The sequence below is a fragment of the Cellvibrio sp. KY-YJ-3 genome (genome assembly GCF_008806955.1).
In the GTDB taxonomy this organism is placed as follows: Bacteria; Pseudomonadota; Gammaproteobacteria; order Pseudomonadales; family Cellvibrionaceae; genus Cellvibrio.
On sequence record NZ_CP031727.1, the window covers coordinates 2,700,345 to 2,721,116 of the forward strand.

Annotated in this window: 15 protein-coding genes; 11 read left to right on the forward strand and 4 right to left on the reverse strand. The window is 44.2% G+C overall.

All coding sequences use genetic code 11. The features are described from left to right. Positions 1-55: 55 nt before the first annotated feature. Complete coding sequence (locus tag D0B88_RS11390) at positions 56-3,181, reverse strand: FG-GAP-like repeat-containing protein (RefSeq protein ID WP_225318340.1); 3,126 nt, start codon at positions 3,179-3,181, stop codon at positions 56-58. A 149-nt stretch (positions 3,182-3,330) separates the two neighbouring features. After that, on the reverse strand, positions 3,331-4,101 hold the full coding sequence (locus tag D0B88_RS11395) for an IclR family transcriptional regulator (RefSeq protein WP_151057258.1): 771 nt from the start codon (positions 4,099-4,101) through the stop codon (positions 3,331-3,333). Between the two features lie 279 nt (positions 4,102-4,380). Between D0B88_RS11395 and D0B88_RS11400 the strand changes: the two genes are divergently transcribed. The 3 genes from D0B88_RS11400 to D0B88_RS11410 all read left to right on the forward strand — a co-directional run bounded on the left by D0B88_RS11400 (position 4,381) and on the right by D0B88_RS11410 (position 7,373). Further along, on the forward strand, positions 4,381-5,145 hold the full coding sequence (locus D0B88_RS11400; protein WP_151057260.1) for a phytanoyl-CoA dioxygenase family protein: 765 nt from the start codon (positions 4,381-4,383) through the stop codon (positions 5,143-5,145). A gap of 90 nt (positions 5,146-5,235) precedes the next feature. Beyond that, positions 5,236-6,315 carry a 6-bladed beta-propeller gene (locus tag D0B88_RS11405; RefSeq protein WP_151057262.1) on the forward strand — a complete coding sequence of 360 codons (1,080 nt, stop codon included), beginning with the start codon at positions 5,236-5,238 and terminating at the stop codon, positions 6,313-6,315. Between the two features lie 173 nt (positions 6,316-6,488). Continuing rightward, positions 6,489-7,373, forward strand: coding sequence for an amino acid ABC transporter substrate-binding protein (locus D0B88_RS11410; protein WP_151057264.1), 885 nt, complete (start codon positions 6,489-6,491; stop codon positions 7,371-7,373). A gap of 7 nt (positions 7,374-7,380) precedes the next feature. Here D0B88_RS11410 and D0B88_RS11415 read toward each other — a convergent pair whose 3' ends face one another. Continuing rightward, positions 7,381-8,118: a SapC family protein gene (locus D0B88_RS11415; protein WP_151057266.1), complete on the reverse strand. Its 738-nt coding sequence runs from the start codon at positions 8,116-8,118 to the stop codon at positions 7,381-7,383. 20 nt (positions 8,119-8,138) lie between these two features. Continuing rightward, positions 8,139-9,695, reverse strand: coding sequence for a tryptophan halogenase family protein (locus D0B88_RS11420; protein ID WP_151057268.1), 1,557 nt, complete (start codon positions 9,693-9,695; stop codon positions 8,139-8,141). A 229-nt stretch (positions 9,696-9,924) separates the two neighbouring features. Between D0B88_RS11420 and D0B88_RS11425 the strand changes: the two genes are divergently transcribed. The 8 genes from D0B88_RS11425 (at position 9,925) to D0B88_RS11460 (ending at position 20,721) form a co-directional block, all read left to right on the forward strand. Next, entirely contained in the window at positions 9,925-10,977 is a 1,053-nt protein-coding gene (locus D0B88_RS11425) for a UDP-glucose--hexose-1-phosphate uridylyltransferase (protein ID WP_151057270.1), read from the forward strand. 13 nt (positions 10,978-10,990) lie between these two features. Then, the gene (gene galK / locus D0B88_RS11430) at positions 10,991-12,148 is read left to right on the forward strand and encodes a galactokinase (protein WP_151057272.1); all 1,158 of its coding nucleotides are present in this window, start codon (positions 10,991-10,993) and stop codon (positions 12,146-12,148) included. A 50-nt stretch (positions 12,149-12,198) separates the two neighbouring features. Then, on the forward strand, positions 12,199-13,119 hold the full coding sequence (locus tag D0B88_RS11435) for a 2-dehydro-3-deoxygalactonokinase (RefSeq protein WP_225318642.1): 921 nt from the start codon (positions 12,199-12,201) through the stop codon (positions 13,117-13,119). An 89-nt stretch (positions 13,120-13,208) separates the two neighbouring features. After that, entirely contained in the window at positions 13,209-14,303 is a 1,095-nt protein-coding gene (locus D0B88_RS11440) for a family 43 glycosylhydrolase (protein ID WP_151057276.1), read from the forward strand. 208 nt (positions 14,304-14,511) lie between these two features. Next, entirely contained in the window at positions 14,512-15,381 is an 870-nt protein-coding gene (locus tag D0B88_RS11445; protein WP_151057278.1) for a hypothetical protein, read from the forward strand. Positions 15,382-15,396: 15 nt separating this feature from the next. Beyond that, complete coding sequence (locus D0B88_RS11450) at positions 15,397-15,732, forward strand: hypothetical protein (RefSeq protein WP_007640742.1); 336 nt, start codon at positions 15,397-15,399, stop codon at positions 15,730-15,732. Positions 15,733-15,765: 33 nt separating this feature from the next. Next, a complete protein-coding gene (gene galE / locus D0B88_RS11455) occupies positions 15,766-16,800 on the forward strand; it encodes a UDP-glucose 4-epimerase GalE (protein ID WP_151057280.1) in 1,035 nt (344 codons plus the stop codon). A gap of 288 nt (positions 16,801-17,088) precedes the next feature. Continuing rightward, entirely contained in the window at positions 17,089-20,721 is a 3,633-nt protein-coding gene (locus tag D0B88_RS11460) for a TonB-dependent receptor (RefSeq protein ID WP_151057282.1), read from the forward strand. The last annotated feature ends 51 nt before the right edge of the window (positions 20,722-20,772 follow it).

Here is a 20,772-nt window from a genome sequence, read left to right on the forward strand (position 1 = left end):
TTTGAATCTTTTGTGAGTAAATCCGTCCTTGGACATAAATAAAAATTGAAAGTGTTTAGTGGACAGAGGGAACAATCTTTATATCATCAATAGTGGCGTCATACATTTTGCCATTACTGGATACAAATGAAGCGCGCAGTTGGTAAAACTGGCCTGCGGGTAGCTCGGCACTAGGGATTAGATTCTCAAGCGAAAAGGTCATGGTGGATTTTCCTGATTCGGTTTTTAAGGCGCTTGCATCTATTAAGACTCTGTCTTTCACGGGGACCCATTTGGATTGAAAATGGCGCAGCCAAAAACGAACTCCCCCTTCATCTGACGCAATAACTTTATTACCTGATCCGGCGTGGTATTCGACGGTTAAGGAAATTTTATCCTTTTGAGTCCATACCTTATCGCGCAATTTTTTCTCGTTCGTAAATTTTATAAAGGGTGCGATGGTCGGCGCCACGTCCAGTTTTATGGTGTCTTTCACAGTAGGTTTTTTTGCGGAAGCTACTTTGATAGTTGCAGTGCCGGGTTGTAGTGCGGTGATTGTTCCCGCTGTATCTACCCGCACGACTTTTATATTGCTAGTGCTCCAGATGAGTTCCGAGTTGTCGGCATGAGCTGGAAATAAAGTTGCAGTGAGTGTAAGGCTTTCACCCACCAATAATTTTGTCGGTGATGGTTCGAGAGTTAGCGATTTTGCTTGCACGGCAAACCAAGGCTCAATGGTGATGTTGCTCTGCGCATTTACTCCATTGGTGGGGCTGGTGGCTGTTATTGTCGCGCTTTGGCCAATGTTGCCCAGCGCAGTGATTTGGCCTTGCTGATCTACAGCGATAATATTTTTATCGCTGGATGACCATTGCAGCCGGGTGTCCGCATTCGCTGGAGTTAAGTGACTGGAGAGATTTAATTTTGTACCTTGGCGAAGATTTGTTTGTGCCGGTTCAAGCTGCAGACTTTCTACATCTGCTTTGTCGGTATCAAATAATTGATTGGCAGGTTTGTTGGTGAAATGTTGTGTTTCACCATTGCGCCATCTAATACTAATGCGCTCAATTGTTTGTGCACTCCCTAAACCAAAATGCACAATGTTTAACAGGCTTTGGGAAAAAATTCCTCCCGCTGAACCTACCCGTTTGCGATAAACACCTTGCGCGGTGGTGATTTTAACCTCAGCGCCTATGGCATCCACATGAGCTTTAGGTGAATAACCCACTCGTACTAATGCGTAATGTCCGGTTTCATTTTTTTTGTTGCGATAAAGATACCACTCACCACATTCACTGCCATTTAATAGATCTAGGCCGCCATCCAAATCAAAATCAAAGGCTTGACCCATATCACCATTGCCGGGGCCGCCAACATCATTGGCGCCGTGTTGTGTCAGCGTGTAGAAATGACCTTTGCCATCGTTTAATAGTATGTAATCAGAAATGCGCGCACCAATATTCCCCCAGCGATAAAGAAATAAATCCTGATGACTGTCGTTATTGAAATCACCCGTGGTGACACCCAATGTATTGCCGCCGGGTTGAATCTGCCATTCGCGTGATACGTCAGTGAATTTTCCACCGTCATTGCGCAATAGAATGTCATTCATGTTGCGATTCTCTGGAATAAATTCGGTAGTGGCGCCAGTAACGCCAGAGAGACTAAATTTAAAATTCCAAAAAATATCCCCATTGCGAACTAATGCGGCTTTCCAGTGGCCGTTGCCCAAGTAACCAAAATAAACACCATTTTCCGCAATATTATTCGGCCAGCCTTGCGCTTCGCTTGGATCTATTTCCAGCTCCTGCCCAGCAGAAAGTACTTTCGATGTTTTTTTGCTGCCCAGAAAAAAAGGATAATCTTTTCCTCTGAATTCACCCTGCGCGAGAAAATAATAATTGTGCAATTTGATTTTTCCTGCAGCGGTGAATTCGAATTTATCCACACCTTTAAAGCCGCGTGGTTTGATCGAAAACTCCTGCGTGATGGGGTCGTGATCGACTGCAGGTGCTTCGCCTTTGCCGTGTTCAACTTCTTTGCCGCGTGCGAGGTAAAGATCCTGATCGCCATCATTGTCGATATCCAAATCGGCAACTGCCATTATGTTATGTAGGGCGATGACCTCGGCAGGAAATTGCGCGGTAATATCGGTGAAAGTGAAATCGCCATTGCCCAGCCAGACAGAAAGTGGGCCAAATAAAATTACATCATCAATGTTGTCGTGGTTTAAATCCGTTATCAAAGAGCGCGATGGTTCCTGATCTTGCAAACCTGCGATTGTGCGTTGCGTAAAGGTTCCATCACCTTTATTTTCATAAAAAAAATGTTGTGGCTTTTCATGGGAAAGGCTGGATTCGTTAATGAGCATTAAATCCAGATCGCCATCCAAATCCATATCTGACCATTGCGCGGCACGGCCGCGGCCTCCTTTGTTGATGCCCACATCACCTGTGGTGAGTATCATCGTGCCATTGTCATTGGTATAGAAATTGGCTTTGGAAGGATCTGTGCCATTGCCGCCACCTTGGGTGACAACCAAATCCAGATCCCCATCATTATCGTAATCGCCAGCAGCGGTGCCGTGCAGATCATGCATAAACCAGCGCGCCAGATTTTGACTGTGTTTGGTTACAGTGCCGTCGCCATTATTCCAATAAAGTTTGCTGCTCTCTTCATTGTGATTATTCACAATAAAATCGTAATCGCCGTCACTATCTATATCGGCGATTGTGGGACCCCCGTATTTAATTGAGCTGACTTTATCTATGCCTGCGCTAACGGAGATGTCTTCGAATTGAGGTACATGCTGATCGGGGATATCTATAAATTCAAGACGATGAATGTTGAGTATTGCATTGTTGGCTCTAAGGCTGAGCTTAAGTTTTCCCAGCGCAGGAAACTTGATGAGCGCAGTTAATTGCTGCTGACCAGAGTGTGGAATATCGATGCTGTCGAGCAGTAATTCATCGTTGGCGTAAAGACTAAAGTTGGCATAATTTTTTGGGTTGTCGACGACTAACACCATTTTTTTTATCAAACTGCCTTGAGCCTGATATTGAATTATTTTCGGCGTTGCAGGTTCGAGATCAATATCGCTGACAAGGGGGGCGGCCTGACTGTTGATTGCGCTTAGGAGCAAAACCGTCCAGAGAAACGATAGGTATTGAAGACAGGAATAGGGTACTTTTTTTATCATCATCTAACTCACCATAAAGTTATAACCATAGGTATGGCCGCATCAAGCAGCACATTATTGTGCTACTTGGTGCGGCCGAGCCTAAACTTTAACCTAGTGTTTTAATTGGTGATAGTTAAATGTTGACAAAGTGGGGTGCGGGAGGGCGCGAGTTACAAATCCCCCAACTGTTGAGCAATTTTATTTGCAGTGGTCACTATTCGTGTGTGCAGTTCTTCTTGTGCTATGGCGGTGCTCCAGTGTGACTTGAGCGGCGAAATAGCCAATGCTGCAATCACTTTACCTTCTGGTCTACCAATGAGCGCGGCAAAATCGGTGGCGCCTTCGATAAAAGGGCTTTGTGCAGCGAGGTAGCCATCTTGTTTTATCGCTTCCAATTCGTTGATCAGGGCAGTGCGTTTATTTTTACTGAGTTTGGCGTAGTCGGCGTCGCGCTCCAAAATCATATCGCGCACGGCTGGGTTGCTATTGGCAAGCAACACCTTGCCCGCTGTGGTTGTCATGGTGGGGAATAGGGAGCCTTCGCTCATATTGAGCGAGATAGGGCTGTGGCCGCGCGCGTGCACAATAATCATGGTCTGGCTTTGGTAGAGCATCGCCAAATAGCAGGATTGGCCAATGTTGACCGCCAGATCTTCCATATAGGGCAGCGCGCATTGGCGCATTTGATCGATAGGCGAAATACTGCGAGATAGGTTGTACAGCTTGAGCGACAGCCGATAGCGCCCCGATAGCTCATCTCTCACTAAATAACCCCGCGCCTCTAAGCCAACCAGTACCCGATAAATATCATTGGGGTTGCGTCCCAAGCCTTGGGCGATCTCGGTTTGAGATTTGGGCAGCTCCTGAGTCACCAGGTATTCCAATATATCCAGCCCTTTATCCAGCGCGGGAACCGCGTATTTATTGGTGGCAGTAGTCAAAGTCGGTCGGTCCTATTGTCTGGTTTCTAGCTCGATTTTTCAGGGTGAAGCAAGCCATGCATTCTTGCCCATCAACTGGCGTACCCGCAAATTAGTTCGTTCGCAAAAATACCCTATCCGCCGTCAAATAAACAGAAATTACCGGTTTTGAGCATAGGCCTGCTTATTTTTATAGAAATAAAGTATTTATATATAAATAAAATGCTTGCCTTTTATTTTTTGCTGAATGATGATTGTTAACAATGCGAGCATGCAGACATAACCCTTGGAGACCAGATAATGAACGCAAGAAAACTGACTCAAGAACAGATTGATGCCTACCACAGCGATGGCTATGTGATTGTGCGTGGCTACTACACGCCAGAAGAAATCAAACGCTTACAGGATGCCGCCTTTAATGACGATTCATTAAATGAGCGTGCCTGGCAGAAAAAAGATGGCACTGGAAAGGTGAGCAAGGTGTGCTTGTGGCAACAAACGGGCGATGATTTTTACAGCATGTTTTCTCGTGGTCGTCGTTTGGTAGATACGGCAGAAACCTTAATTGGCGAGCCGATTTATCACACCAGTACCAAAATTATGATGAAAGAACCCTTTGTGGGCGGCGCTTGGGAATGGCATCAGGATTTTGGTTACTGGCATCGCGATAATCTTATGCTGTATCCAAAATCCTTGAGTTGCATGGTGGCAATTAACCGTGCAACGGTAGAGAACGGCTGTTTACAAGTATTGAAAGGGTCACACCATTTAGGGCGTTTGGATCACAGTAAAACCGGTGATCAAAAAGGTGCTGACATGTTGTTTGTGAACGAAGCAATGAAATATCACGAGCTGATCAATGTGGAGTTGGAGCCGGGTGATACCTTGTTTTTCCATTGCAATTTGCTGCACAAATCCAATGAAAATCGCTCATCCGAACCGCGCTGGTCCATGATTTGTGCCTACAACGCCATCACCAATCAGGCGTTCCAGGAAAACGAAGCAATTTATTATCCTTTGTATCCCGTTGATGATGACGCCATTCTGAATTGGAAGGCCGCATAATTTTTTCAGTCGTGTTGTTGTTGATTATTGCTCTGCCGGAGTAGTGCTCGGCAGAGCTTTTTTATTGTTCTATTCGGAGCTTGCCCGCCAATGATTAAGCAAAATATTCCCTTGCCCAAATCCAAAATTAATCCACATGGTCTGATTGTAGGGCAGGACGATTTTCAATATCGCGTTAACAGTCACTGGGGGTTGCTTGATGCGCAAAAAACGCCGGTAGAAAATTGTCATGGCTTGGCGATGGATTCACAGGGGCGCATAGTGATGGTGACCGATCATCCGCGCAATAACGTGATTGTGTATAGCAAGGATGGCAAATTGCTCGATGCCTGGGGCACGCAATTTCCGGGAGCACATGCGCTGCGCATTGTTAATGAAAACGGTGAAGATGTTATTTATTTGGTGGATAGTGGCTGGGTGCTGAATCGCAATTGGGATGGCAAATCTACCGATGATTGGGCATCACCCTACAATAAAGTGATTGCGCAAAGTGGCTTCATCGCCAAGCTCACCTTGGATGGGCGTTTGATTTATACCATTGGTCATCCACAAACCATTGGGGTCTATCGCCCGGATCAACCTTTTCGCCCGACCGACATAGCGGTGGCGCCCAATGGCGACCTCTATGTTACCGATGGCTACGGCTCGGATTATCTACTGCAGTACGACGCCAACGGGCGTTACATTCGTCACTGGGGTGGCGGCGATAACGCCAACCCTGCACACAATTTAAAAAACACCCACGGCATAGAAGTGGATTTACGCAATCCGCAAGATCCGCATTTGATGGTGAGCTCACGCGCAGAGCGAGCATTAAAATTATTTGAACTCAATGGCGATTATCGCGGAGCAATCGATGTGGCTGGAGCTTACATTGGTGGGCCGGTGTTTAGCGGCGATCATTTTTTTGCCCCGGTATGTTGGTCGCACATTGATGGAAAAAATGCCGACGATTCAGGTTTTATTAGTGTGTTTGATCGCGACAATCGTGTCGTCGCTAATCTTGGTGGTACTCAGCCTGAATATCGCAATGGTGTTTTGCAGCCTATGCGCAGCACTTGGGATGTATTCAACCACTGTCACGCACTATGTGTGGATGAAGATGAAAACTTGTATGTGGGTCAGTGGCGAGCAAATCAAACCTATCCGTTTAAATTGGAGCGGTTGTAAGCGCTATTAGCTTCATTATTGGGTGTTATTCCATTTTATATATTTTTCGAACTTGGAATGAACAATATAAAATTTCAATAAATTACTATTCAGGTATATTCTGTAAGGGTAAAAAGTTAATGTGTATTCATAAGAGTTATAGATGATCTAAATATCAAAAAGGTCAATTGTTAATGATGCGTAAAATTAAAATAATAAAGCATGCTTTAGTGGCTATTTTCTTATGTAATAGTTATATCTGTACTGCCTGCAGTTTAACCGCAACAATTCCATTAATTGAATCAGAGAAGGATCAGCTTATCTCTGATCTTTTGGCTTTATCTTTATCAAAAACGGGGGTTAAGGTTTGTTTAAATCAGTTAGATCAAGTTATTACTGATGCGAGAAAGTCTCGCCGCGTAGAAAAGGGAACCTTAAGTCTAAAATGGTCATCTGCCTCTAATCCTTTGGAGAAAAATCTTCGTCCGATAAAAATTCCTATTTTTAAAGGGTTGCTGGGGTATCGTATTTTTGTGATTCGTAAGGGCGATCAAAATCGATTTAACGATATAAAAACACTTGAAGATTTGCGTAAGTTAACGGCGGGGCAGGGTTATTTTTGGGGCGATACAAAAATACTGCAAACCGCTGGAATTCCGGTTGTTACCGCAGCACAAGGGCGGAACCTATGGTCTATGTTGGCCAGTCACCGTTTTGATTATATGTCCTTGGCGGTGCATGAACCTTGGCTGGATCTTGAGCATCGCGCCGAGCTTCAGCTTGAGGTAGAAAAAACCCTGCTATTGGTTTACCCGTCAGCACTGTTTTTTTATGTGTCGCCAGATAATAAAGTGCTTTACGATTTGATTTTGTCCGGTATGGAAATTGCGATTAACGATGGCAGTTATGATCGCTTGTTCTATCAGTCCGGAATGATTCAGGCTGTAGTTGAGCACGCCAACCTTTCTGCGCGTAAGGTTATCTATATTAATAACCCTTTAATAAATATGGATGTTCTTCCGGCCGATCCTAAATATTGGTTCTCTTTGCCATTACTGAATTTTATTCCTGCACAATAATATCGCCCTACGCCAGTGGGGTAATGAGGTTGCTTTTCCAGGAAATCAATTTTTCTAAATGTGTAGCTGAGCTAAGTAATAAATAGCAAAGATTCAAATAGCCTTTTTTATGGCACTCTTCAAGTGCTGCACTACTGAGTTGTTGCAGGGCATTTTCGTCTATACCATAAAAACCTTCCAAGGCTGATTGTGCGCCGTTGTTGAGTGTTATATCCAAAGTAATAGGCATTAATAACTTATGTTGATGCAGTCCTTGTAAGGCGATGCGCGATAATTGTGCGCCGCTCATAAGCTGTGTAATCATTTTTTGGATTCGCAGGAGGTAGGTGGATGGATTTCCATTATGGTCGAATATCGCTTCTGCTTTCTCATGAGCAATATTTTCCAGCAGGTCACTGGATTCATTAATGGCTATTTGGCCTGTGGCTTTTGGGTTGTTTTCAGAAAATATCACCTGAAATGGATGCCTTAATAGATCCATAGGTATAAAGCGTGCGTTCCATTGCCCATTTTGTAAATACAAATTTTCGCCGGTTTCAAAACCCAGAATGGCATTTAGTTGAAATTGCCCCGTAATACTATTTTTATTAATGAATATGGGATATTCGTGTACCAAATTTGAGAGTTCATTAATATTAATGTAAACACGATTAACTTGATGGTGGGTGCTATTTAATTTGGTGGTGTTTACACCTAGCTTATTGTGCTTAACGGGATCTAGTAAAACAATGTTTCCAGTGTTCATGAAATTTTCCTCATAAAACCTTAGATGCTGCTAAGGCCGTATAGATTAATTTTTTGTAGTAGTTCGCGCTGTGTCGGCAAAATGTCCAGTAATTGTCTGGTAATCATATTATTTTGCATTACCAGTTCGGTCGCCATTTTTTGTGTTTCCAAGGGCGTGCTGAAAGCGAGGTTGGTTTTAAATCCCATACCATATAAAACATATTGATAACTTAGTGCATGGAATATTTCACCGGTGCGGTCAAAGTCATAGTGTTGAGGCGAGGTGTTTTGCCAGAGTAAAAGGCGCTCACTTAAATCTTGTGGAACGGTGCTTGGTTGGCGATTGTCTTGCCAAAAAGGCGAGTCATTTCGTTGGCTTAAAAGATAGTGCAGTTTGAGAAAATCTACTGCTCGCTCCCATCTATAACTAAATCGCTCATTAAACCGTTTGGCAATAATGGGTATGGCGGACGTGGTCTTGGGTAGCTGTTCGGCAATCATTAATGCCGAGAGTTCAACCATTACCAATGCCGAGGCTTCCAAGGGTTCCAAAAAACCAGCAGAAAGGCCTACTGCCACACAATTATGTTTCCAGAATTCTTTGCGATAACCAGAGTTAAAATGAATTTCTCGTATGCTGATTTGCGAGCTATCACCGCCAGTTTCATGAATGTAGTCAATTAATTGTTGCGTGGCATGATCGATGGATTGATATTCCTTGGCGAATACATGCCCCACACCGCGACGAGTGGGTAGGCCTATATCCCAAATCCAGCCAGCTGTCTGCGCACTCGAAAGAGTGGCAGATGCTATAGGGCTATCCTCATAGGGGTAAGCAATTTGTGTGGCGAGTGCGCAGTTGGTAAATAAAGTGTCGCTTATTGAAATTTTTTCAACGCCTAATGTTTCTCCCAATAGCATTGCTGTAAAACCTGTGCAGTCAACAAATAAATCACCAGTAATTATGCCTGCACGGTCTGTTATTAGTGATTGAATGTGTCCATTTTCTTGCTGCGTAATTTCTGTCACCTCGGCAAGAATATGATGTACGTGAAGGTTGGTTAGGCAGTGCTTTCGTAAAAATTCTGCGAAGCGGCCAGCATTTAAATGGTAGCCATAATTAACGATGGCATCATATTCAGCCGTGGTAATCGTCTTGGGCGCCAAACTTGCTTCGCATATGGCTTCTTGCGGATGAAATGCGGTTGAGAATGACATAGGGTCATTGGTATTCAACCAATGTTCTGCCAGATTAATGCTGGATTGACCTTGCGGGACGGAAAAAGGGTGATAGTAAAAATCTTTTTCTGAACCATCTTTCCAGCGTAAAAATTTTGATCCTTGCTTAAACGCAACATCGCACTCACGAATAAAGGCGGTTTCGGATACACCTATTTTTTTTAAGGTTGCGCGCATGGTAGGCCAAGTGCCTTCACCTACACCAATAATAGGTATTGATGGTGATTCACAGAGCGTAATCTGGAGTTCACCTTGTTTGATTTTGTGTTGATGCTCAGCAGCAATTATTCCTGCCGTTAGCCAGCCAGCAGTACCGCCACCGACAATCACGACTGATTGAATGAGGTTGTTTGTCATTAATCATCCTTTTGGCAGGTTGCGCAGACAAGCATGATGGTCTTCATAGAGCAGCCTTGGTAGCGTGCGAAAAACAGGTTGGTAAAAATATGTGATTTATCGGTTTATTGTAGGTGCATATTCCATCTTAATGGTGTAAATTGTTAACAATAGGCAATTTCAATAAATTGTAGCACGTCTACATGATGGCGCCAGTTAACACGATAATCAGCATTAGTTGGATAGGTATATGAAACCAGTGTTTGTATTGAGTGATCATCCGCACCGTCGGTTTAATCCGCTGACGGGCGATTGGGTGTTGGTCTCACCTCATAGAGCCAAGCGCCCATGGCAGGGTCAAATTGAAGAGCTGGCGGCGGATGATAAACCTGCCTATGACTCGTCTTGTTATTTATGCCCAGGCAATACCCGCATCAATGGTGCGGTGAATGACAATTATGTCGGCGCTTATGTGTTTACCAATGACTTTGCGGCACTGGAGCCGGAAGATAGGGATTATCAAAGCAGTAGCGATTTGTTTTGTGCCGAGAGTGAGCGCGGCACCAGCCGTGTGATTTGTTATTCCGAAAGCCACAATAAAACCCTGCCAGAAATGTCCCAGGCGGCAGTGACAGAGCTTATCGAGACCTGGTGCGATTTGTATCGCGAACTGGGTGAGAGTCATTCCTGGGTGCAGATTTTTGAAAATAAAGGCGCGATCAACGGCTGCTCTAACCCTCATCCTCATGGGCAAGTTTGGGCAACAGGTTCGGTGCCGACATTGCCGCAACGGGAAGATGAAAAGCAGTTGGCTTATCAACATAAGCATCAACGCCCCATGCTGCTGGATTATGCGCAACAAGAGTTGGCCTTTAAAGAACGTATTGTGGTGCAAAATCAGGATTGGTTGGTGGTCGTGCCTTATTGGGCCAGCTGGCCATTTGAAACGCTGCTGTTACCGCTGCGCCATGTGCCTGATATGTTGAGCCTTTCTTTATTGGAGCGCGAATCACTGGCCGATATTTTGATTCAATTAACAACCCGTTACGACAATCTATTTAAAACCTCCTTTCCTTACAGCATGGGGTGGCATTGCGCACCTTTTACTGCAGAAGATCATAGCCATTGGCAGTTGCATGCCCATTTTTATCCGCCGTTGTTGCGCTCGGCATCCATCAAAAAATTCATGGTGGGTTACGAAATGCTGGGTGAAGTTCAACGCGATATTACTCCTGAACAAGCGGCGCAGTATCTGCGCGATCAATCCGCTATTCACTATAAAAATGCGGCATCTACAGATTAAAAGGTAATTGGTTATGAGTATGTTGGAAAATGTTATCCAGTGTTTTACCGAGCATTTTGATCAATTGCCGGATTTTGTTTCCAAAGCGCCGGGGCGGGTTAATTTGATTGGCGAGCACACAGACTATAACGATGGTTTTGTATTGCCAGCAGCGATTGATTTTTTCACTTTGGTTGCCACCTCTGCGCGACAAGATAATTTAATTAAAGTGATCGCGCTGGATTACGCCGGGCAGACCGATGAGTTTGCACTGAACTCTCTCTATGAGGCTCATCCCACCCAGATGTGGAGTAATTATGTCCGTGCCGTTGTACGCACACTGGTAGATCGCGGTTATCAGCTCAAGGGCTGTAATTTGGTGGTGTCGGGCAATGTCCCTCAAGGCGCTGGTTTAAGTTCTTCGGCATCTTTGGAAGTTGCCTTGGCACAGGCGCTTTTAACCGTTGCTGGCATTCAAATTCCGGCCACCGAATTGGCTTTAATTGGCCAGGCAGCGGAAAACAATTATGTCGGCTGTGCCTGCGGCATTATGGATCAACTGGTATCGGCTGGTGGTCAACAGGGCCATGCACTATTGATCGATTGCCGCAGTTTGGAAACCACACCCATTCGTATGCCGTCTGAGTTGTCGATTGTGATTATCAACTCGGGTGTAAAAAGAGGCTTGGTCGACAGCGAATATAATTTGCGTCGCGAGCAGTGTGCAGAAGCGGCGAAATTTTTTAATCAATCGGTTTTGCGCGATGTAACCAAAGAACAATTTTTTGCTGCTGCCGATCAATTACCAGAGCTGGTGCGCAAGCGCGCGCAACATGTGATTGAAGAGAATGAGCGAACCTTGAAAGCAGCTGAGGCATTGGCAACCAATAATGTCGCACTGTTAAGTCAGTTGATGGCGGAGAGCCATGTGTCAATGCGCGATTTGTTTGAGATCACCACCCCTGAAATTGATTATCTGGTGGCAGCGCTGGATAAAGAATTGGGCAGTGATGGGGGTGTGCGTATGACCGGTGGCGGTTTTGGCGGTTGCATCGTCGCTTTAGTGCCACAACAAAAACTGTCCATAGTTGAGCCCATTCTGGCTGATTACCAATTAAAAACGGGTTTAATCGCCACGCCTTTTATCTGTACGCCAGAGCAGGGTGCTAGTTTGGTGGCCTTGGAAAGTTAATATTCTCCTTGTGACTCTTTGTACCTGTTGAGGGCTATATCTTGGGTGAGATGATTGCCATTGATTGGGGCGGTACCAATTTTCGGCTACAGGTAGTGAATGCTGTAGGCGATATTGTGTATAGCATTACCCGGCCAATTGGCATTAACCAATCATCGCGCGCCGAGCTTGAGCAATGTTTACTTGATGCCATTATACAATTGCCTGCGCAGTATGCGAATGCACCGATTGTGATGAGCGGTGCAGTGGGTTCCAATATTGGATTGTATGAAACGCCTTATATTGAATGCCCGGTGAATCCTTATCAATTGGTCGAGCATTTAATTAATATCCAAGTGAGCGACGTCAATGCTTTTATCGTGCCAGGAATTAAAACTCATGTGCGCGAAGGTTTGCCTGACGTCATGCGCGGTGAAGAAACCCAAATTCTGGGTTGGATGCAGCAGGCAAGTAGAGCTGAATTAAAAGAGGCACTCCTGTGTTTACCCGGAACCCACTCTAAATGGGTGCTAGTTAAACGAGGAGAAATTGTTGATTTTTACACCGCATTTTCGGGTGAGCTTTTTGGCAGTTTATGTGCGCATAGTTTGTTGGTGAGCGGCACACAAATTCATGATGAAACCGCGTTTCTTCAAGGCGTTAAGGTCAATACGAGAGATACTTTTTTATTGAATTTAATGTTCAGTGCCCGCTCCAGAGTGTTAGCAGGGCTACATGAAAAAAATGTGAGTGCTGCGTACCTATCGGGGGTATTGATAGGCGCCGAAGTAAAAGCAGCAATGAAACTGTACGGGAAGAAAAAAAATATACATCTGATTGGTGCAGATCTTTTAGTGAATAGTTACACCACAGCGATACAAATTTACCAAGGGAAATCGATTAAACATCAAGGAGCATTGATGGCGGCAAAAGGGGCAAGGTTATTGGCTAATCGATTTTTAGTGAATCACTCGCTGGAGCGCCGCGCCTGACAAAAATCGTATCTACTAAGCCGTATACCGAATAAACGCTGTTTCTGATAAAAATAGTTCAAGTCATCATGTTAAAAAGTGAGTGAGATATGGGTGATCTTCCAGAAAAAAAATTAAGTAAAGCCAGTTTGCGCGCTATTGAACGTGGCTACGATCAAAAAAATGCCGACTGGGTATTTGAGTTTGATGTAAAACCCTTGGGCGGTGATTTTGCCTACCAAGAGGGAGTGATTCGCCGTGACCCTTCAGCGGTTATCAGTGTCGATGGTGTTTATCATGTTTGGTACACCAAAGGTGAAGGTGAAACTATTGGTTTTGGTAGCAATAATCCTGAGGATAAAGTGTTTCCCTGGGATAAAACTGAAGTGTGGCATGCAACCTCCAGCGATGGTTGGGATTGGAAAGAGCAGGGTGCGGCGATCGTAGCCGGTGCATCTGGCGCCTATGATGATCGCGCGGTATTTACGCCTGAGGTTCTTGCCCATGAAGGTCGCTATTATTTGGTTTATCAAACTGTCCAAGCGCCTTATTTAAATCGCACCAAAGAATGCATTGCACTCGCCAGTGCAGACTCGCCTTATGGCCCTTGGGTTAAAAGTCCAGCTCCCATTTTAACGCCAGCCGATAATGGTGTCTGGGATGGTGATGAAGACAACCGCTTTCATTGCAAAATTCGCGGCGATTTTGATAGCCATAAAGTGCATGACCCATGTTTGATGTTTTATCAAAATAAATTTTATCTTTATTACAAAGGTGAAATTATGGGGGAGCGTATGAACTTTGGTGGACGTGAAATAAAACACGGGGTTGCCATTGCCGATAAAATTGAAGGGCCTTATGTGAAATCGGAATTTAATCCGATCACCAACAGTGGGCATGAGGTTGTTGTGTGGCATGTGAATGGTGGAATTGCCAGTTTGTTGACTACCGATGGGCCAGAAAAAAATACCTGCCAATGGTCACCGGATGGTATTAACTTTGACATCATGGCGCATATTAAAGGTGCACCAGAGGCGTTGGGTTTATATCGCGACCCCGCTGCGGACACTCAAGACCCTATGGCTGGATTGGCGTGGGGGCTGTGTCACAAGTATGATTCTTCATGGAACTGGAATTATATTTGCCGTTTTAAAACCCGTCGGCAGATATTGGATCCTGGCACCTTTCAGAATGTAGCATCCTGATAATCTCCGCCTGATATTTTCGTAAGCGCTGCGATAGCTTGTTTCGCAGCGCTTTTTGTTTCTGCGCTTATTCCCGCCGTCCCTTTATCTTCCTATAAATTCGCGTAAACGTTCTTAATTTGCCGCAAAAACTTCTCGCTTATGGCATTGCAATCTACCTGTATTGGCGCTAGCATTGTGTAAAATGTTAACAATTAACAGGTGATGTATGCTGCGTATTATAATTTTAAGTATTGCCATATTTGCGCTAAATGTGTTTGCAGCGGCTCCTACCGTTATCACCTTTGGTTCGGGGGAGATAGCGCCAAAAGAGGAAATCTACGAGTACCACCTGTTGCGCCTGGCACTGGATGCTACCAAGGCGGAATACGGCGACTACGAAATTAGAGATTTGCCTAAAGGCGATGTGCCCACTTACTCACGTTTGCGAGTATTTGCTGAGGATAATCAATTCGAAAATTTTGTTTATAAAGATTCGGCGTCCAATGACATCATTGAAAAATTGCATGGCGTGGAGTTTCCCGTAGATTTGGGCGTTACTGGCTACCGTATTGGTTTTGTGTCGCCAGACTCTAAGCGTAAGTTGGAAAAAATTGAAACCTTGGAAGAATTGAAGAAACTGACGATAATTCAGGGGCGTGGTTGGTTAGATAGCGAAATACTCAAAAAAATTGGTTTTAAAGTTGTTGAGGGCGGTAATATCAAAGGTTTGTTTTATATGGCCGCCAATGATCGTGGTGATATTTTTTTGATTGGTGCAAATGAGCTGGAACGGGAGTGGAAGAAAAATCAGGATGTTGAATATTTAAATTATGACCAAAACGTATGTATTTATTATCCTTTGCCAAAATTCTTTTTCTTAAACAAAAAAAATATCAAACTGGCTGAGCGTATTGAAAAGGGGCTTCACATTGCTTATGAGTCGGGTGCTGTTAGGAAATTGTGGGATGAATATTACGGGGATGCTGTGAGATTTTCTGAGCTGAAAAAACGAAAAATATTCCGTTTTGATAATCCCTTGATTGATGCATTAGGTAAAGATTATGAGCGATTTGTTATAAATCCTGAATTGTTATAATTTTTGAGGTTATTCATGCGCTGGCAATCACTAAGTGTGAAAGATCCTATTGAGTCAGCTAAGCGTTACCAGCGTTTGTTTTCTGCTCATGTTATGGAGTTAAAAAATACGCTTGGCGAAAGTAGTTTTTATATGAATTTAGGGGGGGCGTGCCTAAAGCTGGCCGCTGCTCCTTGTGTCAATGCAGATTCACAGCAGCGAATTGAGTTGCGCATGAAAGAGAAGGATATATTTTCCATAGTTGATAGCTTGATTCAGGCGCGGGAGCTTTTTCAGATTGAATCCACAACTGGAAATTTGTTTTATACGGATGTTGATGGCAATATTTTCGAAATTGTTTGCATTAAGTAAGGTTTATATGAACTCCGTATTTGGGAAATGGTAATGAAATCGTATCTTAGGAAGGTTTTGGTAACCGGAGGTGCAGGTTACATAGGTAGTCATGTTTGCATCGAATTAATCAACAATGGTTACTTTCCGGTAGTGGTAGATAATCTATCAAATGGAAAATTAGAGTCGCTGGCCAGAGTTGAAAAAATTACCGGTGTTAAACCGGATTTTTTTCAGTTGGATATCAATAATAAAGCCGCGTTACATCAAGTTTTTTCTGATTATGCGATAGGTTGTGTAATGCATTTTGCGGGCTTGAAAGCGGTGGGAGAGTCTACCCAAATACCTATCAAGTATTACCGGAATAATGTGGCGGGTACTTTGTCTTTGCTAGAGGTCATGGAGGAGCACTCAGTTTTTAATTTTGTATTTAGTTCTTCGGCGACCGTTTATGGCGATCCCGTATCTGTACCCATTGACGAATCATTTCCTCTGTCAGCCACCAATCCCTATGGTCGCAGCAAGTTGATCGTAGAAGATATTCTGCGTGATATGGCCAAGGCGCCAGACAATCAGTGGAACTTTTCAATCCTGCGTTACTTTAATCCTGCGGGTGCTCATGAGTCAGGTTTAATCGGTGAGGACCCCAAGGGGATACCTAATAACTTGATCCCCTATATCGCCCAGGTCGCAGTGGGCAAGCGTGAGGCGCTTACCGTTTATGGCAATGATTATGCGACCCCTGATGGCACTGGCGTGCGCGATTACATACATGTCGTGGATTTGGCGCGAGGTCATGTGGCAGCACTCAATGGTTTGACGCAGCAGTCGCGAGGTTGTTCAACCTATAATCTGGGTACTGGCACTGGCTATTCCGTATTGGAGATGTTGAAAGCATTTGAGCTGGCGTGCGGCAAATCTATACCCTATGTGATCAGCGCGCGCCGCCCCGGCGATATCGCCAGTTGTTATGCCGACGTCTCTCTGGCTAAGGAGCGTTTAGGTTGGGCTGCTGAATTCAATGTTGAACGCATGATGGCGGATACTTGGCGCTGGCAGTCGCGCAACCCAAATGGTTTTGCTGAATAAGGTTTTTCTGTGCTTGCTGTTGTGTTCTTTGGGAGGCCTGTGCCTCCCTTTTTTTGTCTGCTTTTTGTCTTTATCGCTATAGTGGCGCATGCGCTATGGTTACCTTTTTTCACACTACTTGAGATTGAAGTGTAAATTGCTAACAATCTACAATTGATTATTGACAATGTGGATTGGCTGAGTAGTATTGGAATTGGCGTTAAATACTTTACGTTTTTGTGTCGATTCATGTTGTTTCGAATGGATGGCATGAAATAAAACAATAAATACCTACATGGGGGCTTTACGATGTCAAACATCACTCACCGCCTTAGAATTACGGCGTTGTCAGCAGCAATATGTGCAGTTAACAGTGGTGCCATCTATGCACAGTCAGTTAACGGTGCGTCCACGCAAGAACAGGAAGTGGAGGAGGTTACTGTAACCGGTATCCGTGGTGCGCATCAGCGCTCGATAGATGATAAACGCAATGCTAAAAACATTACCGATACCATCAATGCTGAGGATATGGGTAAAACCACTGATCAGAATATTGCAGACTCTTTAGGGCGTGTGACAGGTGTAACGGTTGTAAGCCGGGATGGTGAGGGGTCCAGTGTGACGGTTCGCGGTGCAACTGCTGCGCAAAATAATATCACCTTGAATGGTCAGCAACTAACCAGTACCGACTTTAGTCAATCTGTTGATTTAAGTTCATTTTCTGCAGACATTCTTTCCAAGCTGGAAGTTGTTAAAACCCCAAGCGCCGATCACGATGAAGGTTCATTGGGTGCAAGCATTAATTTGGAAACTGTTCGCCCACTGGATCGGAGTGAAGATTCTCGCTCGATTACAGTGCAGGGGCGTTATAACGATTTCGCTGATGAAACTGACCATAAGTTGCAAATTTCTGCGACACAAAAGTTTATGGATGACACTTTGGGTGTTGCCTTTAGCGCATACGATGAAACGAACACCTATCGCAAAGATCAATACCGTGTAGAAAACTTTATTGCCTCTCCTGAAATTGCAGAAGCAACCGATCAAAATGGTGAAATAGTTTCAGGTATTAAGGCCATTTATCATCTAAACACTGGCTATGAATTGCATCAAAATTCATCTGACCGACAAGGTCTAACTCTGGGTGTGCAATGGGCTCCTAACGAAGATACTGAGCTGATGCTGGATACAACTTACAGCAAGCAAGAGCAAACCCGTAGTTTAGATGCATTGAAAACACGTTACCCAGGCAATGCCAATTTTGTTGAAGGCAAAAAGCCATTGGGTGATTTGCGCCCTGCAGCATCATTCACTGATCCACAAGCAGATTGGTATGGCGTGGATACTCGCACAAATACTATGACAAAAATGGTCAATCGATTTGGTGCTGGTGACATGACTCGCTCTGAGGGTGGGGACGATCAAGAAAACGCCAGTGCAAGTTTGAAGTTAAAACAAACGTTGACTGATCGTTTCCGTATGGAAGCGCAAATTGGTTATTCGGAAAGTACGTCAGAAAGTTTGCCTAATGCATACGCGGCTCTGCAAAACTACAAGAATATTCCTGCTAGTAAATTATTTGATGCGGGCGCTGACGTTGAACCAGTAGGCTATGACTGCACGAGTGGACGTTGTGTTCAAGTGTTTGGTACATCATTTGTCGATTTTGGCGATCAGTTATTAGATGAAACGGTTGATGGCGTATTGATTCCTGGTTATGAAGATAACATTGTTAAAACGGGCTTTAATCCATTGGATACAGATACATTCCATTTGGCATTTCTTTCTGAAACCGATGTGACTGTTGAAGATACATTACAAAATGCGCAGGTTGATTTTGACTTTGATTTAGATGTGTTTGGTCTGACCACGATCGAGTTTGGTGCAAAAGTCACCCAGCGTGAGAAAATGGTAGATAACCAACGTTATCAATTTAATTCCGTAACCAAAACAGATGTTGTTACCGACAAAAATGGCAATCCAGTTGCCGTTCCGGGTGGCGCTCTACTTGATGTGACTGCATCTTTAGTTGCACGTGATGGTTTGGACTATAACGATTTTATGAGTTCATTGGGTTATGGTCGTAACAATGCTACTAAAGGCTGGTTGCCTATTGATGCGCGCGCGGCTGTAAGTTTGGTATTGGATGATGAGAACACTGTCCGCACACCTAATGATACCGAATCGCGCACCACAGATATTGATACTGAAGCCTTTTATTTAAAAACTAATTTCTCATTTCTGGATGAGCGCCTCACCGGTGATATAGGTGTGCGCTATGTAAAAACAGAAGTGGAATCCAAAGGTTATGCGGGTGCAGATTTTTGGCAGTTCAGTGAATCACTTGAGCGTGAATATGATTTAGTGAAATTAAAAGAATTGCGCGATACCTCTTTGCCCGAGTGTCGCCCCTATAGTACCGCTACTGCTGCTAATCGTCCTGGTTATGAAAGCAAATTTGAGCGTGTTGATGGACTTGGTTGGGATACCTCTAGTGGTAGCGATCCTGCTGGTTGGACACCTATCCCTGATCAAGGTCCATGTCATGATCCTGACTATGCTGCATGGGTTGCCTATCAGCAAGATCCGACTTTACCTGATCCAGGTGTAACTATTAACTGGTTAACCATGTGGCGTTATGCAGATGTATCAACGACTCGTGAAAATGGTTGGGGTTCTCCGATTAGTTATGACGGCACAACTCCTATTGCATCTAATAACGCCAATCAGTTTGACTTTGAAACGCTAGTCAATAAAGAGCTTCAATCGTTTGAAGCCAAAGGCACGCACACTTATAGCAACGTATTGCCGAGTTTAAATCTTAATTACGCATTCCGTGATGATTTGATTGGTCGATTTGCCATTTCAAAGACTATGACGCGCCCGGAAATTGATCAGCTGCGTCCTGGCTTTCAGGTAGTTGAAAATGGTTACTGGGCATCGGGTGATACTGGTAGCAAAGTGAGCATGTACAACACCAAATTGGATCCATTGGAATCTAAAAATATTGATGTTTCACTTGAATGGTATTTCACTGATTCGGGCATGTTGAGTGTCGCAGTATTTAATAAAGACATGACCAATTTTACCGATGTAGAAAGTGCAAAAACCTATATTTCTGATTTGCGCAATGTTGATGGGCCTGTCGATGCTTCCACATTGATTAAGTTGCCAACAGATGATGCTGCAAATGATTATGGTTTACAGAGTTGTATGCCATTGCGCGCAACAGCGGATTATGGATGGTGGGCAACAGACCTTAATCGTTTTAGTAATGATTTGCGCGATCTTTGTGCACAATACAGTGTAAACAAAATTATTAATGGTAAAGGGGCAACTATCACCGGTGTGGAATTAGGCTATAGCCAATCCTACGATTTCCTGCCTGGCTACTTCTTGAGTGGTTTAGGTATGTCGGCTAACTACACCTATCAAAATAGTGAGTATGAACCAGATAAATCTACTATTGATCCAACTAAAAACTTACCGGCATTTCCTGTGGCGGATACCCCTGAGCACAGTTACAACTTGACCGCCTATTGGGAGCAAGATGGTCATCAAGTACGCTTGAGTTATCGTGGGTCTAGTGATTCTTTGGTGGGAACAGATTACAACACTGGTCTGCAAGGGCGTACCTGGAATCAGGGATCAATCTGGAATGAGGGGCGCGACACGCTGGACTTCTCTGCCACCTATGCGTTTAGTGAAAACATGGACTTAACCTTTCAGGCAACCAATCTGACTGATGCAGTATATCGCACGTATTTTACAAGCCGTGAATTGGAAGTGCAGCGAGTTTACAGTGCAGATAATGCAAATGGTTATGAGTATGTTGCCTATGAAGAAGGTAATCCGTTAGATGGAGAGGCTACCAAATCCCGGACTTACACTGAATATAAGGTGGGCGCCACCTTACGTTTAGGTGTGCGTGTGAACTTCTAACTTATCCATTAAGACCGGTGCGGATTTTTCCGCACCTATCGCTAATAAAAT

Excerpts from the sequence above, each read along its gene's own strand:
- D0B88_RS11460 (WP_151057282.1), top strand. The coding sequence starts at position 17,089 with ATGTCAAACATCACTCACCGCCTTAGAATTACGGCGTTGTCAGCAGCA.
- galE (WP_151057280.1), top strand. The coding sequence starts at position 15,766 with ATGAAATCGTATCTTAGGAAGGTTTTGGTAACCGGAGGTGCAGGTTAC.
- D0B88_RS11440 (WP_151057276.1), top strand. The coding sequence starts at position 13,209 with ATGGGTGATCTTCCAGAAAAAAAATTAAGTAAAGCCAGTTTGCGCGCT.
- D0B88_RS11400 (WP_151057260.1), top strand. The coding sequence starts at position 4,381 with ATGAACGCAAGAAAACTGACTCAAGAACAGATTGATGCCTACCACAGC.
- D0B88_RS11435 (WP_225318642.1), top strand. The coding sequence starts at position 12,199 with ATGATTGCCATTGATTGGGGCGGTACCAATTTTCGGCTACAGGTAGTG.
- D0B88_RS11450 (WP_007640742.1), top strand. The coding sequence starts at position 15,397 with ATGCGCTGGCAATCACTAAGTGTGAAAGATCCTATTGAGTCAGCTAAG.
- D0B88_RS11415 (WP_151057266.1), bottom strand. The coding sequence starts at position 8,118 with ATGAACACTGGAAACATTGTTTTACTAGATCCCGTTAAGCACAATAAG.
- D0B88_RS11410 (WP_151057264.1), top strand. The coding sequence starts at position 6,489 with ATGATGCGTAAAATTAAAATAATAAAGCATGCTTTAGTGGCTATTTTC.
- D0B88_RS11405 (WP_151057262.1), top strand. The coding sequence starts at position 5,236 with ATGATTAAGCAAAATATTCCCTTGCCCAAATCCAAAATTAATCCACAT.
- D0B88_RS11420 (WP_151057268.1), bottom strand. The coding sequence starts at position 9,695 with ATGACAAACAACCTCATTCAATCAGTCGTGATTGTCGGTGGCGGTACT.
- D0B88_RS11425 (WP_151057270.1), top strand. The coding sequence starts at position 9,925 with ATGAAACCAGTGTTTGTATTGAGTGATCATCCGCACCGTCGGTTTAAT.
- galK (WP_151057272.1), top strand. The coding sequence starts at position 10,991 with ATGAGTATGTTGGAAAATGTTATCCAGTGTTTTACCGAGCATTTTGAT.
- D0B88_RS11445 (WP_151057278.1), top strand. The coding sequence starts at position 14,512 with ATGCTGCGTATTATAATTTTAAGTATTGCCATATTTGCGCTAAATGTG.
- D0B88_RS11390 (WP_225318340.1), bottom strand. The coding sequence starts at position 3,181 with ATGATGATAAAAAAAGTACCCTATTCCTGTCTTCAATACCTATCGTTT.